The following is a 15,590-nucleotide window of genomic DNA, read 5'->3' on the forward strand; positions in this document are numbered from 1 at the left end:
CGACAACCCTCACCAACCAACTTAAACAGCGCTGTTGTGCCCGCCCGAACGGTCTTTCACAAAACCGAAGGCAAAACTCAGTGCTTCCTGCAAAGAATTTTCCATGGCGCGGCGCTCCGGCTCGGTCAGGTAAAACATCATGTCGACATCGTGACGCAAATAACGCGCAGGCAGTCGATTGAGCGCCACACAGGCCACATCGGCCAGCATGTCGGCACTGAAGTCAGGGTGAGAGCCAGACATTTTGGCCACCGCCTCAAACACAACCGGCTCAAAATAGTTGTGAATTTGCTCAAAGTTGATGATCATAAAGTGACTCTAAAAGGTGTTTGACCCGTCAAGACAAGCGTGCCAAAGCTTTCGGACCGCCCCGGTAAAAAGTGGCACTTTTTCAACTGTACATGAATTTTGTGCTGACAACTGATGTTCCCAAGCTACAAAACATGTAGCAATTCGGCAATTTGCGATATAGTCCACTTTTCGCGCCGACACAAAAGGGCAGGCCTGGGTTCGCACAGCCCACTGCAGTGATGCCCTTGGCAGAAATTTCATGTCCAAAGGAGATGCCCCATGAGTACAAAAGAAACCGCTGCCATTGGCCAGCTGTTAAGCCTGCTTGAATCACGTTATGCCATTCGTGTGCTTTGGGCACTCAAAGACGGCCACCCCCAGACTTTCCGCCTGCTGCAAGACAGCGTCGGCGGCATCACCCCCAACACACTGAACACACGGATCAAGGAAATGCGTGAAGCTGGCCTGCTTGACCATGGCAGCAGCGGTTATCTGGTGACCCCATTGGGCGCCGATCTGCTCAAGCGCATGGGTGATCTGTCTGCCTTTGCCACCAAATGGGTCTCCACCCAAGCCAAAAAGAAAGCCTGAAAACAGTCGTTTTCAGCCAAGTCCACTTATTTCATCTCTGTTTCTCATGATCACAACCCCATCAGGACTCCAATACGAAGACAGCATCACCGGTGTTGGTGATGTCGCGACCGACGGCCAACGCGTCACAGTCCATTACACCGGCTGGCTGTTCCAGGAAGGTGTCCAAGGCGCCAAGTTCGACTCCAGCAAGGACCGGGGCACACCTTTTGTCTTCAACCTGGGTGCTGGCTCTGTCATCCGTGGCTGGGACGAAGGTGTGGCAGGCATGCAGGTGGGCGGCACCCGCACGCTGATCATTCCTCCGGGCCTGGGGTATGGTGCGCGCGGTGCGGGTAACGTGATCCCGCCGCATGCCACCCTGAAATTTGAAGTCGAGTTGCTCAAGCTGTCCTGAACCTCCACGACTGACACCTTTCGGGCACCTGCGACAGGTGCCCTTTTTTATTGGTGAGATGCCATCCTGACGTCAACAAGCATTGACCACAAAATATTGTGGGTATTGCTCTTGAAATGGCAAACCGCGCCACCATCTCACAGCATCGTTCATACAAAACCCGCCTCACCGCATGTCTGACACAACACCTCAACCTACTTCTGCGGACCATTCCGCTACCCCAGCCGCCGCCGTGGATGGGCAAAACATCCAGGAAACTTTGGCCAATTACGAATCCGAGGTCCTGGCCAAATGCCAGGCTGATCTGGCTGAACTGCAAGCCAAAAGCGCCGAACTGGCTGACCAATACCTGCGTGCCAAGGCCGATGTGGAGAACGCCCGCCGCCGCGCCGAGGACGAAGTCGCCAAGTCACGCAAATTCGCCCTGGAAGGTTTTGCCGACAGCTTGTTGCCAGTGATCGACAGCCTGGAAGCTGGTCTGGCCATCAAAGACGCCAAGCTCGAGCAGATTCGTGAAGGTGCTCAAGCCACCTTGCGACAGTTGCTGGCCGCGCTGGAGCGCAACAAGGTGATCGCCATCAACCCTGAGGCCGGCAGCAAATTCGACCCGCACCAACACCAGGCCATCAGTGTGGTGCCGTCCGAGCACGAAGCCAACTCGGTGGTGACCGTACTGCAAAAAGGCTACCTGATCTCTGAGCGCATTCTGCGGCCCGCGCTGGTCACCGTCTCTGCACCGAAATAAGCCAATCCTCCAGCTTGAAATCAATCAGGCTGTCCACAAGTTACAAACATCTGTCTATTTAGGAGTTCACCATGGGAAGAATCATCGGCATCGATCTGGGCACCACCAACAGCTGCGTGGCCATCATGGAAGGCAATACGCCCAAAGTGATTGAAAACGCCGAAGGTGCGCGCACCACCCCGTCCATCATCGCCTACCAGGAAGACGGCGAAGTGCTGGTCGGTGCTTCGGCCAAACGCCAGGCTGTGACCAACCCCAAGAACACGCTGTATGCCGTCAAACGCCTGATCGGTCGCAAGTTCACCGAAAAGGAAGTGCAAAAGGACATCGACCTGATGCCTTACAAAATTGCTGCTGCCGACAACGGCGACGCTTGGGTCGAAGTGCGTGGCAATCGCATGGCACCCCAGCAAATCAGCGCTGATGTGCTGCGCAAGATGAAAAAGACGGCCGAAGACTACCTCGGTGAAGCCGTCACCGAAGCGGTGATCACCGTGCCCGCCTACTTCAATGATGCCCAGCGCCAAGCCACCAAGGACGCTGGCCGCATTGCTGGCCTCGAAGTCAAGCGCATCATCAACGAACCCACGGCAGCTGCCCTGGCGTTTGGCCTGGACAAAAACGAAAAGGGCGATCGCAAGATTGCTGTGTATGACCTGGGTGGTGGTACCTTTGACATCTCCATCATCGAAATCGCTGACGTGGATGGTGAAAAGCAGTTTGAAGTGCTCTCCACCAACGGTGACACCTTCCTGGGTGGTGAAGATTTTGACCAACGTGTCATCGACTTCATCATTGCCGAGTTCAAGAAGGAACAAGGTGTGGACCTGGGCAAGGACGTGCTGGCCCTGCAACGCCTGAAAGAAGCCGCTGAAAAGGCCAAGATCGAACTCTCCAGCAGCGCCCAGACCGACATCAACCTGCCGTATGTGACCGCTGACGCCTCGGGCCCGAAACACCTGAACATCAAGCTGACCCGTGCCAAGCTCGAGTCGCTGGTCGACGAGCTGATCGAACGCACCATCGCCCCCTGCCGCACCGCCCTGAAAGACGCTGGCGTGAGCGCCGCTGACATCCATGACGTGATCCTGGTGGGTGGCATGACCCGTATGCCCAAGGTGCAGGAAAAGGTCAAGGAACTGTTTGGCAAGGACCCCCGCAAGGACGTGAACCCGGACGAGGCTGTGGCCGTGGGTGCCGCGATTCAGGGCCAGGTGTTGTCGGGTGACCGCACCGACGTGTTGTTGCTGGACGTGACACCGCTGTCCCTGGGTATTGAAACCCTGGGTGGCGTGATGACGAAGATGATCGCCAAGAACACCACGATCCCGACCAAGTTTGCCCAGACTTTCTCGACCGCAGACGACAACCAGCCTGCCGTGACCATCAAGGTGTTCCAGGGTGAACGTGAAATTGCGGCTGGCAACAAGCTGTTGGGTGAGTTCAACCTCGAAGGTATCCCACCGTCACCACGTGGTTTGCCCCAGATTGAAGTGTCGTTTGACATCGATGCCAACGGTATTTTGCACGTGGGCGCCAAGGACAAAGGCACCGGCAAGGAAAACAAGATCACCATCAAGGCCAACTCGGGTCTGTCCGAAGCCGAGATCCAGCAAATGGTGAAAGACGCCGAGCTCAACGCCGCCGACGACAAGAAAAAGCTCGAACTGGTGCAAGCCAAAAACACCGCTGAAGCCAGCCTGCATAGCGTTAAGAAGAGCCTGACCGAGTACGGCGACAAGATCGACGCCGCTGAGAAGGAGAAAATCGAAGCTGCGGTGAAAGACCTGGAAGAAGCCCTCAAGGGTGACAACAAGGCGACCATCGAAGAAAAGAGCACGGCCCTGATGACCGTGAGCCAGAAACTCGGCGAAAAAATGTATGCTGACATGCAAGCCAAGGAAGCCGCTGCGGCGCAACCCGATGGCGCCGCCGAGCAGGCCGCATCCCAAGGTGGCAGCGCAGCGCAAGACGACAATGTGGTTGACGCCGAAGTGAAAGAAGTCAAGAAGCCCTAAACGCTTGGCACTTCAACACTGTTGTTGACACAGGCAGCACGCGCCGCGTTGATCACCGCAAGGGAGCAACGCGGCGTTTGTATTGAAACCAGGCACGAGTAGACCATGTCAAAAAGAGATTACTACGAGGTTCTGGGTGTTCCCAAAAACGCCACAGACGACGAGATCAAGAAGGCTTATCGCAAACACGCGATGAAGCACCACCCTGACCGCAACCAGGGTGACTCCGCCAAAGTGGCCGAGGAAAAATTCAAGGAATCCAAAGAAGCCTACGAGATGTTGTCTGACCCGCAAAAACGGGCGGCCTACGACCAGCACGGCTTTGCCGGTGTGGACCCGAACATGCGCGGTGGTGCCGGTGGCGCCGAAGCCTATGGTGGTTTTGCCGAAGCCTTTGGTGACATCTTTGGCGACATGTTCGGCCAACAACGCGGTCGTGCCGGTGGTGGCCGCCAGGTTTACCGTGGCAGTGACCTGAGTTACGCCATGGAAGTGACGCTGGAAGAAGCGGCCAAGGGCAAGGATGCCCAAATCCGCATCCCGAGCTGGGACAACTGCGACAGCTGCCACGGCAGCGGCGCCAAACCAGGCACCCAGGTCAAGTCCTGCGGCACCTGCGGCGGTACCGGGTCGGTGCAGATGCGCCAGGGTTTCTTCAGTGTGCAGCAAACCTGCCCGACCTGTCGCGGCACTGGCAAGGTCATTCCCGAACCCTGCCCAGCCTGCCATGGCCAGGGCAAGATCAAGAAACAAAAAACACTCGAAGTCAAAATCCCGGCCGGTATCGACGGTGGCATGCGCATCCGCAGCGCAGGCAATGGGGAACCCGGCACCAATGGTGGCCCGCCGGGTGACCTGTACATCGAGATCCGCCTCAAGAAACACGACATTTTTGAGCGCGACGGTGATGACCTGCATTGCTCGGTACCCATCAGCATCGTCACCGCCACGCTCGGTGGTGAAATTGATGTGCCCACCTTGGCTGGCAAGGCTGCCATCGACATTCCCGAAGGTACACAAACCGGCAAACAGTTCCGGCTGCGCGGCAAGGGCATCAAGGGTGTGCGCTCCAGCTACCCCGGTGACCTGTACTGCCACATCCTGATCGAAACCCCGGTCAAACTCACTGAACACCAGCGCAAGCTGCTGCGTGAGCTCGATGAGTCCTTGAAAAAGGGCGGCAGCAAACACTCACCCACCGGTGACAGTTGGACCGACCGCTTGAAGAGCTTCTTCAGCTGATCCAGGCCTGACCCACCGGGAGCCTATCCCTGCTACAAAAAAAGCCACGCAGTTCTCTCAAAAACTGCGTGGCTTTTTTTCATCATCTCATCACCCAGGAGTCTCTGTCATGTCTGTAACCATCAGCTTTCTCGGCGGCGCCGGTACCGTGACCGGCTCCAAATACCTGGTGCGCTTTGATGGCAAAGCGCTGTTGGTGGACTGCGGCCTGTTCCAGGGTTACAAACAGCTGCGTTTGCGCAACTGGAACCCGTTGCCAGTGGCGCCCGACCAGATCAACGCGGTGTTACTCACCCACGCGCATCTGGACCACAGTGGTTACCTGCCACTGCTCGTGAAGGAAGGATTTTCCGGACCGATTTACGCCACACCCGGCACGCGCGACCTGTGCAAGATCCTGTTGCCCGACAGCGGCCACATCCAGGAAGAGGACGCCGAGTTTGCCAACCGCCACAAACTCTCAAAACACGAGACCGCCCTGCCCCTGTACACCCGCCAGGACGCGCTGGACACGCTGCCGCACATCAAGACCCATGACTTTGGTCGAGCCTTCAACCCGATCCCTGGCTGGAAGGCCACCTTCTCTGCCGCAGGCCATATCCTGGGTGCCAGCAGCATCCTGCTGGAAGTGGCCGGGCGGCGCATTTTGTTCTCTGGCGACCTGGGCCGCCCGGACGACCTGATCATGAGCCCACCTGACGAGGCGCCACAGGCTGACACGGTGCTGATCGAGTCCACCTACGGTGACCGCATCCACCCGGTAGAGGACATGCTGGCCGAACTGGCAGCACCGCTGCAACGTGTGGCCAAGCGCGGTGGTGTGGCGGTGGTGCCGGTCTTTGCGGTGGGCCGCGCCCAGGCGCTGTTACACGCCATCCATCTGCTCAAACTGCGGGGTGACCTGCCGACTTCGCTGCCGGTGTTTCTGGACAGCCCGATGGCGGTGCACACCACCCATTTGTTTGAGGCGCACTTGGGTGAACACCGCCTGAGCCAGCAAGACAGCCGCGCCCTGACCCATGGCGCCACCATGGTCAACAGCACCGACGAGTCGCGTGCCTTGGCCAGCCGCCACGGGCCTATGGTGATCCTGTCGGCCAGCGGCATGGCCACTGGCGGGCGGGTGTTGCACCACCTGGCCCACTACGCGGGCGACCACCGCAACATGGTCATCCTGACCGGTTACCAGGCGCCCGGCACCCGGGGTGCCAGCTTTGCCAGCGGTGCCAAAACCGTGCGTATCCATGGCCGCGACGTGGTCGTGAATGCGGAGGTGGTGCAGCTGCAATCGGCCTCGGCCCACGCCGATGCCAACCAGCTCATCAGCTGGCTGCGCACGATGCCGCAGGCGCCCGATCAGGTCTACATCGTGCACGGTGAAGCAGGCCCGGCCGACACCCTGCGCGCCCGCATCAAACACGAGCTGGGCTGGCGCGCCCTGGTGCCAGAGGCCGGATCCACCTGGCCCACCTGAACACATCAGGCGATTCCTTTGCTACGGTAACTATAGCTATCAGCCCTTTTCAAGAAAGGGCTAGAGGCCAATTTCTTACACAAGACCCAGCAAACGCTCACGCGCTGCCGCGTACTCGCGTTTGAGCTGCGCCACAAAATCAGCCGTGCTCTGCACCTGGCTGATGGCGCCAATGCCCTGGCCACAACCCCAGATGTCTTTCCAGGCTTTGGCCTTGTCACCGCCAAAGTTCATGGCGCTCGGGTCGCTCTCGGGCAGGTGCTCAGGGTCCAGTCCGGCGGCGCGAATGCTGGGCGCCAGGTAGTTGCCGTGTACACCAGTGAACAGGTTGCTGTAGACGATATCGTCGGAGTTGCTGGCCACAATCGCCTGTTTGTAAGCCTCTGACGCACGCGCCTCGTGGGTGGCGATGAAGGCCGAGCCGATGTAGGCAAAGTCCGCACCCATGGCTTGAGCCGCCAGCACCGCACCCCCGCTGGCGATTGAGCCGCTGAGCACCAGCGGGCCGTCAAACCACTGGCGGATTTCCTGCACCAAGGCAAACGGGCTTTTGACACCGGCGTGGCCACCGGCACCGGCTGCCACCGCTATCAGTCCATCGGCACCTTTCTCGATGGCTTTGTGGGCGTGTTTGTTGTTGATCACATCGTGTAACACCACGCCGCCGTAAGCATGAGCGGCGGCGTTGATGTCTTCGCGTGCGCCCAGGCTGGTGATGATGATCGGCACCTTGTATTTGACACACAGCGCCATGTCGTGCTCAAGCCGCTCATTGCTTTTGTGCACGATCTGGTTGATGGCAAAGGGTGCGGCGGGTTGCTCCGGGTGCGCCTGGTTGTGGGCCGCCAAGGCTTCGGTGATCTCGATCAGCCAGTCTTCAAGTTGCTCGGCTGGCCGAGCGTTGAGCGCTGGCATGCTGCCCACCACACCAGCGATACATTGGGCGATCACCAGCTGCGGGTTGCTGATGATGAACAGTGGTGAACCAATCACTGGGAACGGCAAACGGTCAAGAGGCGTGGGGAGTCTGGACATAGGATGACTTTTCTGAATGACCCACAGCGGGTCAGTGACTTGGGTGCTTGATCCAGCGGCTGATCTGGTCCACCGCCTGGGCTTCCATACCGACATAACCGTGGTGATGGAAAGCCTCGCAGGGGCCGCTTGTGGGCTCGGTGCCGCCGTCGACTTCGATGTACTGTTTGACCGGTGCTGACACCAGGCGGCTGATCAAATGCTGCGCCGCAGTGGGTGGGGTGATACGGCAGGCGTCGTGCTTGTGCTGAAAGATCAGGACCGGCACCGTGATGTCCTCCAGCGCGATGTCGGCCACGGAGCCACCCGACTGCGGACCGGTGACGGTGGAGCTCAACACCACGCCAGCAATCCGGGCGCCCAGTGCCACGCCGTTGGCAGCCGCGCTGAGGGTACCCTGGCTGGTGCCAACCAGCCACACCGGAACGGCGCTGCGCTTGCCAATGTCATCCAAGATGGCTCGCACATCGGCCTGATGCTCGACAGAGCGGCGATACGCCGGTGTCATCTGTCTGGCGTCGTCCGGGTTGCCAACCAGGGCAACATTCAAACCCGCACGCGCGAAATCGTCACGCGAGCGGATCAGAAAGTTGCCTGATTGGGGCACACCGCCCTTGAGCCCGATCCCACCATGGCCACCCGCAAACAACAACACCGTGGCCACGGCACCGTCACGCGGCATCCACCAGTAACTGATGCCCACATCACCACGCGAGCTCAGGACCACCAGTCCGTCCTGCGCCATGGCCGAGGTCGCAGCCAGGCAGGCCAACAGCGCACCAAAGACCCAGCGCAGGGCCGAGTCTGACCAGCGGCTCAAAACGCGTCCAGCGCCAGTGCAGTCACACAGGCCGCACCGTCCACAATGCTGTCGCGCAAGCCCGGCACCTTGGTCAGGATGTGGTCGGCATAGAAGCGGGCGACGGTGATCTTGGCCTGCATAAAGGCCACATCCTCACCGCGTGCCAGTGCCTCTTGCGCCACCAACAGGGCACGGCCCATCTGCCAGCCCGCCATCAGGTTGCCCGCCAGCATCAGGTAGGGCACGCTGCCGGCAAACACCGCATTAGGGTGTGCCTTGGTGTTGCCCGACACAAAGTCCACCACCTCGATGAAGGCCAGGCGCGCCGCCGCCAGGCGCTTGGCCATGACCAAGGCGTCAGGTGTGGCAGTGGCCGTCAATTCGGCTTCGGTACTGGCGATCTGAGCGGCGAGCGCCTTGGCGGTCTGGCCACCATCACGCGCGGTTTTGCGACCGACCAGGTCGTTGGCCTGGATCGCGGTGGTGCCTTCGTAGATGGTCAAAATTTTGGAGTCGCGGTAATACTGGGCGCAGCCGGTTTCCTCGATGAAGCCCATGCCACCATGCACCTGCACACCCAATGACGTGACCTCCTGGCTCATCTCGGTGGAAAAGCCTTTGATCAGCGGCACCATGAACTCGTAAAAGGTCTCGTTCTGCTCCCGCGTCTGGGCGTCCGGGTGGTGGTGCGCCGCGTCATAGGCGGCTGCGGCCACACTCGCCAAGGCACGGCAACCCTCGGTGTAGGCACGCATGGTCATCAACATGCGTTTGACATCGGGGTGGTGAATGATCGGGCCAGCAGCTGGCAAGGAGCCATCCACCGGGCGGCTCTGGATGCGCTCCCGGGCGAACTCCACCGCCTTCTGGTAGGCCATCTGCGCAATCGCAATACCCTGCACCCCGACACCGTAGCGGGCGGCGTTCATCATGATGAACATGTACTCCAGGCCCCGGTTTTCCTGCCCGACCAGATACCCCACGGCACCACCCGCATCGCCAAACTGCAGCACACAGGTCGGGCTGGCCTTGATGCCCAGTTTGTGCTCGATGCTGACGCAAGCCACATCGTTGCGCGCACCGAGCGAACCATCTGCCTTGACCAAGAACTTCGGCACCACAAACAGGCTGATGCCTTTGACGCCAGCGGGCGCGCCGTTCACTCGCGCCAGCACCAGGTGCACGATGTTCTCGGCCAGGTCGTGTTCACCCCAGGTGATGAAAATCTTGGTGCCCGCGATCTTGTAGCTGCCGTCGGGCTGCGGCTCGGCCTTGGTACGCACCGCCGCCAGGTCGCTGCCAGCCTGTGGCTCGGTCAGGTTCATGGTGCCAGTCCACTGGCCGTTGACCAGTTTCTCAAGGTAGATGGCATTGAGTTCACTGGAACCCGCCGTCAACAACGCCTCAATCGCACCGTCAGAAAGCAATGGCAACAAGGCAAAACTCATATTGGCCGAGTTCTGCATTTCCCCCACGGCCGAACCGATGGTTTTGGGCAAACCCTGACCGCCGTAGGCCACCGGGTGCTGCAGGCCCTGCCACCCGGCTTCGGTGTATTGCTTGAACGCCGCCTTGAAGCCGGGTGTGGCGGTGACCATACCGTCTTTCCAGCTGGTGGGGTTCTGGTCGCCGACCCAGTTCAGGGGTGCCAGCACAGTTTCATTGAATTTGGCGGCTTCTTCGAGCACTGCCTGCGCGGTCTCGAAGCCAGCATCCTCCATGCCCGGCAACTGCGCGATCTGATCAATACCCGCCAAGTAGCGGATGTTGAACAACATGTCTTTGAGAGGGGCGGAATAACTCATGCTTGTCTCCTGGTTTTTTTGAGGCTTGAGTGCGCCAGTGCCCATGCTCTGGCGAAAAAAAAGGGCATCACATGGATGCCCTGGTCACCGGTTGGCCTTACAAGGCAGCCACCAGTTCGGGCACAGCGGCAAACAGGTCCGCTTCGAGCCCGTAGTCGGCCACACTGAAGATCGGTGCCTCGGGGTCCTTGTTGATGGCCACAATCACCTTGCTGTCCTTCATGCCGGCCAAATGCTGGATGGCGCCGCTGATGCCCGCAGCAATATAGAGCTGGGGGGCAACGATCTTGCCGGTTTGGCCCACTTGCCAGTCGTTCGGCGCGTACCCGGCATCCACCGCTGCGCGGCTGGCGCCGATGGCGGCACCGAGTTTGTCGGCCAGCGGCACCATCACGTCGTTGAACTTTTCCTGAGAACCCAGGGCGCGGCCACCGCTGACGATGACTTTGGCGGCGGTGAGTTCGGGGCGGTCGTTCTTGGCGATTTCACTGCCCAGGTAGGTGCTGCCACCGGTGACAGCCAAAGCAGCTACCGTTTCAATAGCTACAGGCCCTTGTTCTGATTGGGCTGCAGCATCAAAAGCCGTGGTACGCACGGTGATCACCTTGATCGTGTCCAGGCTCTGCACGGTGGCAATGGCATTGCCAGCGTAAATCGGGCGCTCGAAGGTGTCGGGGCTGATCACCTTGCTCAGGTCTGTAATCTGACCCACATCGAGCTTGGCAGCCACGCGTGGGGCGATGTTTTTGCCCGATGCGGTGGCTGCAAACAGGATGTGGCTGTAACTGGACGCCAGCGCCACCACCTGGGCCGTGACGTTTTCAGCCACACCATGGGCCAGGCTGTCGGCATCGATGTGGATCACCTTGGCCACACCAGCGACCTGGGCGGCGGCACTCGCCACAGCAGCGGCATTGGCGCCGGCCACCAGCACATGCACCTCACCACCGAGCTGGCTGGCTGCGGTGATGGTGTTCAAGGTGGCGGGCTTGAGATGGGTGTTGTCGTGTTCGGCAATAACAAGAGAGCTCATGTGTCTTCCTTCAATCTGTGGGCTCAGGCGCTGGGTCAGATGACCTTGGCTTCGGTTTTGAGTTTGGCGACCAGCGTGGCCACGTCAGGCACCTTGATGCCGGCGCTGCGTTTGGGCGGCTCGGAGACTTTGAGGGTCTTGATGCGTGCGGTCACATCAACACCGAGGTCTTCCACCTTGATGATGTCGAGCGGCTTTTTCTTGGCCTTCATGATGTTGGGCAGGGTCACATAACGTGGCTCGTTGAGGCGCAAGTCAGCCGTCATGACCGCAGGCAAAGTGACACTGAGGATTTCAGAACCACCATCGATTTCACGGGTGATGCTGGCCTTGCCGTCCGTCACTTCAATCTTGCTGGCGCAGGTGACTTGGGGCAGATCGGCCAGGGCCGCGAGCATCTGGCCAGTCTGGTTGCAATCGTCGTCGATGGCTTGTTTGCCCAGGATCACTAGGCCGGGTTGTTCCTTGTCCACAATCGCCTTGAGGATCTTGGCCACCGCCAAAGGCTGCAACTCGGCTGCGGTCTCGACCAGGATGGCCCGGTCGGCACCAATCGCCATGGCGGTGCGCAGGGTTTCCTGGCACTGGGTGACACCACAGGACACCGCGATGATTTCGGTGGCCACACCCTTTTCTTTGAGACGCACCGCTTCTTCGATGGCAATCTCGTCAAACGGGTTCATGCTCATTTTCACGTTGGCAATATCTACACCGGTGTTGTCCGACTTGACCCGGACCTTCACGTTGTAGTCCACCACGCGTTTGACTGCGACCAGGACTTTCATAAAAACGTCTCTCCAAAGTAAAAATGAATGGCAAAACACACCGTGCACCGGTCAATTCCATTGACGTGCACGTCAACCTGGGCATTTTATGCGGGCGTACCAGCCAGCCTGGTCAAACCACAGACAATCCGCCAAAAAACCAATAATAGAACGACCGTTCTTTTTTAGTATACCCACTGCTTGGCTTGTGCTCAAGCGGCGCGTTGATGAATGACACGTTGTGGGAAAGGAATTTCGACCCGGTTCTCGCGCAGCAGCTGCAAAATCGCCAGATTGATCGAGGAGCGCAGATTGTCGCTGCCGTTTTCGGGGTCGCGAATCCAGTAGCCCAGGCGGAACTCCAGCCCGTCAGCACCAAAATTCATCAGCGCCACCGCCGGGCCGGGCTCCTGCAGCACCCGCTCCTGCTGGGACGCCGCCTGCAGCAGCAGCCGTGTGACCAGATCCACATCACTCTCGTAACCCACCGACACCGTGGTGGACTGCCAGACCTTGGGGTCGGCCAGCGACAGGTTTTCGACCCGGCTGGTGATCAGCATCTCGTTGGGCACAATCGACTCGCGGCCACTGAGCGAACGGATCACCGTGTAGCGCGCATTGATCTCGGTGATGACACCGTTGAAGTTGTCGACCTGAACCGTGTCACCAATACGCATGCTGCGCTCAGCCAGAATGACAAAACCCGACACGTAATTGGCAGCCAGCTTCTGCAGGCCAAAACCAATGCCAACCCCCACCGCGCCACCGAGCACCGACAGCGCCGACATGTCGATGCCCACCGCCGACATCGCCAGCAGCAGCCCGACAAACATCAGCAGCGCCTTAGCCGCATTGCTGAAGGCCTTGCGCAGGCTCAGCTCACCACCGGTGACATGGCGCAATAACTTGGACTCCAGTGCCGAAGAAATCCACAAGGTGATGATCAGCACCAGACCGGCGGTGAGGGACCCCTCGATGATCTTGCGCACCGACAACTGGCTGGAGCCGACCTTCCAACTGATCTGGTCGAGCTCTTCCATCACCACCGGCAACAAACCACTGACCCACAGCACCATGGCCAGCCAGGCCAACCAGGAGATGGTGCGCTCCAGAAAACGGATCAAAGGGGTTTCTTTAAACGCTGCCTGCAGCACCTTGACACCCAGCCGGATCACCAGCAGCGACATCAGCACCGGTATCGCAATCTTGAACGCCGCCAGCGGCAGCGAATGGCCCAGCAGTTGGCGCGCCAGATAAGCCAGCGCCAACCACAGCGCAGGGAACAACACACCGTCCACAATGCGCCGACCAAAGGTGATGCTGTTGGCGTCGCGGCCCACAAAGGCCCGGGCGGCCAGGTTGGCCAGCAGCCAGGCCAGCAAGGCACAGCCGAGCAGCACCGCCAGTTCGATCAGGGTGCGGGTCTGTACCAGCGCCTCCAGCCAGGTTTGCAGGTCGTCAGGTTGCACCTCAGACATCGGCCATCACCCGGATATGCGCCTCCACGCTGCGCGCCAGCGAACTCATCACATACCCACCTTCCAGGCAGCTGATGACCCGCCCCTGTGCATAACGGTGCGCGACATCCATGATGCGGCTGGTGATCCAGGCGTAGTCGTTTTCCACCAGACCAAGCTGGCCCATGTCGTCCTCGCGGTGGGCATCAAACCCGGCACTGATCAGGATCAGCTCGGGCTGAAACTCTTCCAGACGCGGCATCCAGGCGCCTTCGATCATTTCGCGGATCTCCATGCCCTTGGTGTAGGCCGGCACCGGCAGGTTGACCAGGTTGGGCGCACTCGAGTGCTCCCAGCCCAGCGGGTAAAACGGGTGCTGGTAAAAACTCACCATCAGAATCCGGTCATCCCCCTTGACGATGTCCTCTGTGCCATTGCCGTGGTGCACGTCAAAGTCCACTATCGCCACGCGCTGCAGGTTATGCCGCTCCAGCGCGTATTTGGCGGCAATCGCCACGTTGTTGAAAAAGCAGAAACCACCGGCCTTGTCGCGACAAGCATGGTGCCCGGGCGGGCGCACCGCACAAAAAGCGGTGTTCATTTCACCGGCCAGCACCGCATCGACCGCGTCGGTGGCCGCCCCCACTGCATGCAGGGCCGCCGTCCATGTGTGAATGTTGATGCTGGTGTCGGGGTCGATCTGCAGGTGGTCGGCCCCCCCAGCGGCAATCTCCTCCTTGAGCTCGGCGTTGAGCCCGCGGATCGCAGCCACATACATGCGGCCATGGGCCAGTTCAATGTCGGAGGTGGAGGCCGGGGTGGCTTCGCGTCGGTCCAGCGCCACATCCAGACCGCTGATCAGCAGCCGGTCATCAATGGCATCCAGTCGCTCAGGGCATTCCGGGTGACCCGGACCCATCTCATGCTTGCGAAAACTCGGGTGAGTAAAGTATCCGGTCATTGACATACAGGTTTGTCTCCTGGAATGATTTTTTTGGTAAGGTTACCTGATGGATATACAAGCAAAGCTTACAGCCCTGGTCAACCAGCTTAACACGGTGATCGTGGGCAAATTTGACCAAACACAAGATTGTGTGGCGTGTTTGCTGGCAGGGGGGCACCTGCTGATTGAAGACGTGCCGGGGGTCGGAAAAACCACCCTGGCGCACGCACTGGCGCGCACCTTTGGTTTGCAGTTTTCTCGGGTGCAGTTCACCTCCGACCTGATGCCCAGCGACCTGCTCGGGGTCTCGGTGTTCGAGCGCAGCCAGGAAGCGTTTGTGTTCCACCCCGGCCCGCTGTTTACCCAGGTGCTGCTGGCCGACGAGATCAACCGTGCCAGCCCCAAGACCCAAAGCGCCTTGCTGGAAGCGATGGAAGAAAAACAGGTCAGCATCGACGGCCAGACCCGACCCCTGCCCTCACCTTTTTTTGTCATCGCCACCCAAAACCCGATGGACCAGGTGGGCACATATGCGTTGCCCGAGTCGCAGCTGGATCGGTTCCTGATGTGTCTCTCGCTCGGTTACCCGAGCCGCGAGGCCGAGCGCCAGTTGCTCGGCGGTGCCGACCGGCGCGAGCTGGTCGAGGCCCTGCCCAGCCTGCTGAGCCCGGCCGAGTTGCTGCTGTTGCAAAACCAGGTGCTGGCGGTGCACACCAGCGGGCCCTTGTTGGACTATGTGCAAGACCTGCTGGCCGCCACCCGCTCTGGCAGCTGGTTTGTGCAGGGCCTGAGCCCACGCGCCGGCATTGCGGTGGTGCGCGCGGCCAAAGCACGGGCCCTGCTGAGCGGGCGCGACTATGTGGCGCCCGACGATGTGCGCGCCATCCTGCCGCAAACCATCGCGCACCGGCTGGTTCCCAGCGCCGACGCCAACCGTGGTGCGCGTGCCCAGGTGCAAGCGATGCTGGACGCGGTGCCGCTGCAGTGATGGTT

General features: G+C 59.9%; 15 protein-coding genes. 7 read left to right on the forward strand and 8 right to left on the reverse strand.

The features are described from left to right. Nucleotides 1-21: 21 nt before the first annotated feature. Entirely contained in the window at nt 22-309 is a 288-nt protein-coding gene (locus RF819_RS15465; RefSeq protein ID WP_078365805.1) for a late competence development ComFB family protein, read from the reverse strand. 261 nt (nt 310-570) lie between these two features. Here RF819_RS15465 and RF819_RS15470 point away from each other — a divergent pair, with 261 nt between their 5' ends. The 6 genes from RF819_RS15470 to RF819_RS15495 all read left to right on the forward strand — a co-directional run bounded on the left by RF819_RS15470 (nt 571) and on the right by RF819_RS15495 (nt 6,758). Further along, on the forward strand, nt 571-882 hold the full coding sequence (locus RF819_RS15470) for a winged helix-turn-helix transcriptional regulator (RefSeq protein WP_078365806.1): 312 nt from the start codon (nt 571-573) through the stop codon (nt 880-882). Nucleotides 883-928: 46 nt separating this feature from the next. Then, entirely contained in the window at nt 929-1,279 is a 351-nt protein-coding gene (locus RF819_RS15475; protein ID WP_078365807.1) for an FKBP-type peptidyl-prolyl cis-trans isomerase, read from the forward strand. A 172-nt stretch (nt 1,280-1,451) separates the two neighbouring features. Continuing rightward, a complete protein-coding gene (grpE, locus tag RF819_RS15480) occupies nt 1,452-2,024 on the forward strand; it encodes a nucleotide exchange factor GrpE (RefSeq protein ID WP_078365808.1) in 573 nt (190 codons plus the stop codon). 71 nt (nt 2,025-2,095) lie between these two features. Next, nucleotides 2,096-4,042, forward strand: a complete 1,947-nt coding sequence (gene dnaK, locus RF819_RS15485) for a molecular chaperone DnaK (RefSeq protein ID WP_078365809.1) — start codon at nt 2,096-2,098, stop codon at nt 4,040-4,042. A gap of 105 nt (nt 4,043-4,147) precedes the next feature. Beyond that, nucleotides 4,148-5,284, forward strand: a complete 1,137-nt coding sequence (dnaJ, locus tag RF819_RS15490) for a molecular chaperone DnaJ (protein WP_078365810.1) — start codon at nt 4,148-4,150, stop codon at nt 5,282-5,284. Between the two features lie 109 nt (nt 5,285-5,393). Further along, a complete protein-coding gene (locus RF819_RS15495) occupies nt 5,394-6,758 on the forward strand; it encodes an MBL fold metallo-hydrolase RNA specificity domain-containing protein (protein WP_078365811.1) in 1,365 nt (454 codons plus the stop codon). A gap of 75 nt (nt 6,759-6,833) precedes the next feature. Here the strand turns inward: RF819_RS15495 and RF819_RS15500 are convergent, their stop codons facing one another. The 7 genes from RF819_RS15500 to RF819_RS15530 all read right to left on the reverse strand — a co-directional run bounded on the left by RF819_RS15500 (nt 6,834) and on the right by RF819_RS15530 (nt 14,621). Next, on the reverse strand, nt 6,834-7,793 hold the full coding sequence (locus RF819_RS15500; protein WP_078365812.1) for an NAD(P)H-dependent flavin oxidoreductase: 960 nt from the start codon (nt 7,791-7,793) through the stop codon (nt 6,834-6,836). Between the two features lie 31 nt (nt 7,794-7,824). Then, nucleotides 7,825-8,613: an alpha/beta hydrolase gene (locus RF819_RS15505; RefSeq protein ID WP_078365813.1), complete on the reverse strand. Its 789-nt coding sequence runs from the start codon at nt 8,611-8,613 to the stop codon at nt 7,825-7,827. Continuing rightward, a complete protein-coding gene (locus RF819_RS15510) occupies nt 8,610-10,400 on the reverse strand; it encodes an acyl-CoA dehydrogenase (protein WP_078366982.1) in 1,791 nt (596 codons plus the stop codon). The genes RF819_RS15505 and RF819_RS15510 overlap by 4 nt, the downstream gene beginning before the upstream one ends. A gap of 97 nt (nt 10,401-10,497) precedes the next feature. Further along, nucleotides 10,498-11,433, reverse strand: a complete 936-nt coding sequence (locus tag RF819_RS15515; RefSeq protein ID WP_078365814.1) for an electron transfer flavoprotein subunit alpha/FixB family protein — start codon at nt 11,431-11,433, stop codon at nt 10,498-10,500. A 35-nt stretch (nt 11,434-11,468) separates the two neighbouring features. Then, nucleotides 11,469-12,218 (reverse strand): electron transfer flavoprotein subunit beta/FixA family protein, encoded by a 750-nt coding sequence (locus RF819_RS15520; protein ID WP_078365815.1) that lies wholly within the window; start codon nt 12,216-12,218, stop codon nt 11,469-11,471. A gap of 191 nt (nt 12,219-12,409) precedes the next feature. Continuing rightward, the gene (locus RF819_RS15525) at nt 12,410-13,675 is read right to left on the reverse strand and encodes a mechanosensitive ion channel family protein (RefSeq protein WP_078365816.1); all 1,266 of its coding nucleotides are present in this window, start codon (nt 13,673-13,675) and stop codon (nt 12,410-12,412) included. Then, the gene (locus RF819_RS15530; RefSeq protein WP_078365817.1) at nt 13,668-14,621 is read right to left on the reverse strand and encodes a histone deacetylase family protein; all 954 of its coding nucleotides are present in this window, start codon (nt 14,619-14,621) and stop codon (nt 13,668-13,670) included. The genes RF819_RS15525 and RF819_RS15530 overlap by 8 nt, the downstream gene beginning before the upstream one ends. A gap of 43 nt (nt 14,622-14,664) precedes the next feature. Here RF819_RS15530 and RF819_RS15535 point away from each other — a divergent pair, with 43 nt between their 5' ends. Next, nucleotides 14,665-15,585: an AAA family ATPase gene (locus RF819_RS15535; protein WP_078365818.1), complete on the forward strand. Its 921-nt coding sequence runs from the start codon at nt 14,665-14,667 to the stop codon at nt 15,583-15,585. Nucleotides 15,586-15,590: the final 5 nt, after the last annotated feature.

Origin of the sequence: Rhodoferax fermentans (assembly GCF_002017865.1) — a bacterium.
GTDB classification, from domain to species: Bacteria; Pseudomonadota; Gammaproteobacteria; order Burkholderiales; family Burkholderiaceae_C; genus Rhodoferax; species Rhodoferax fermentans.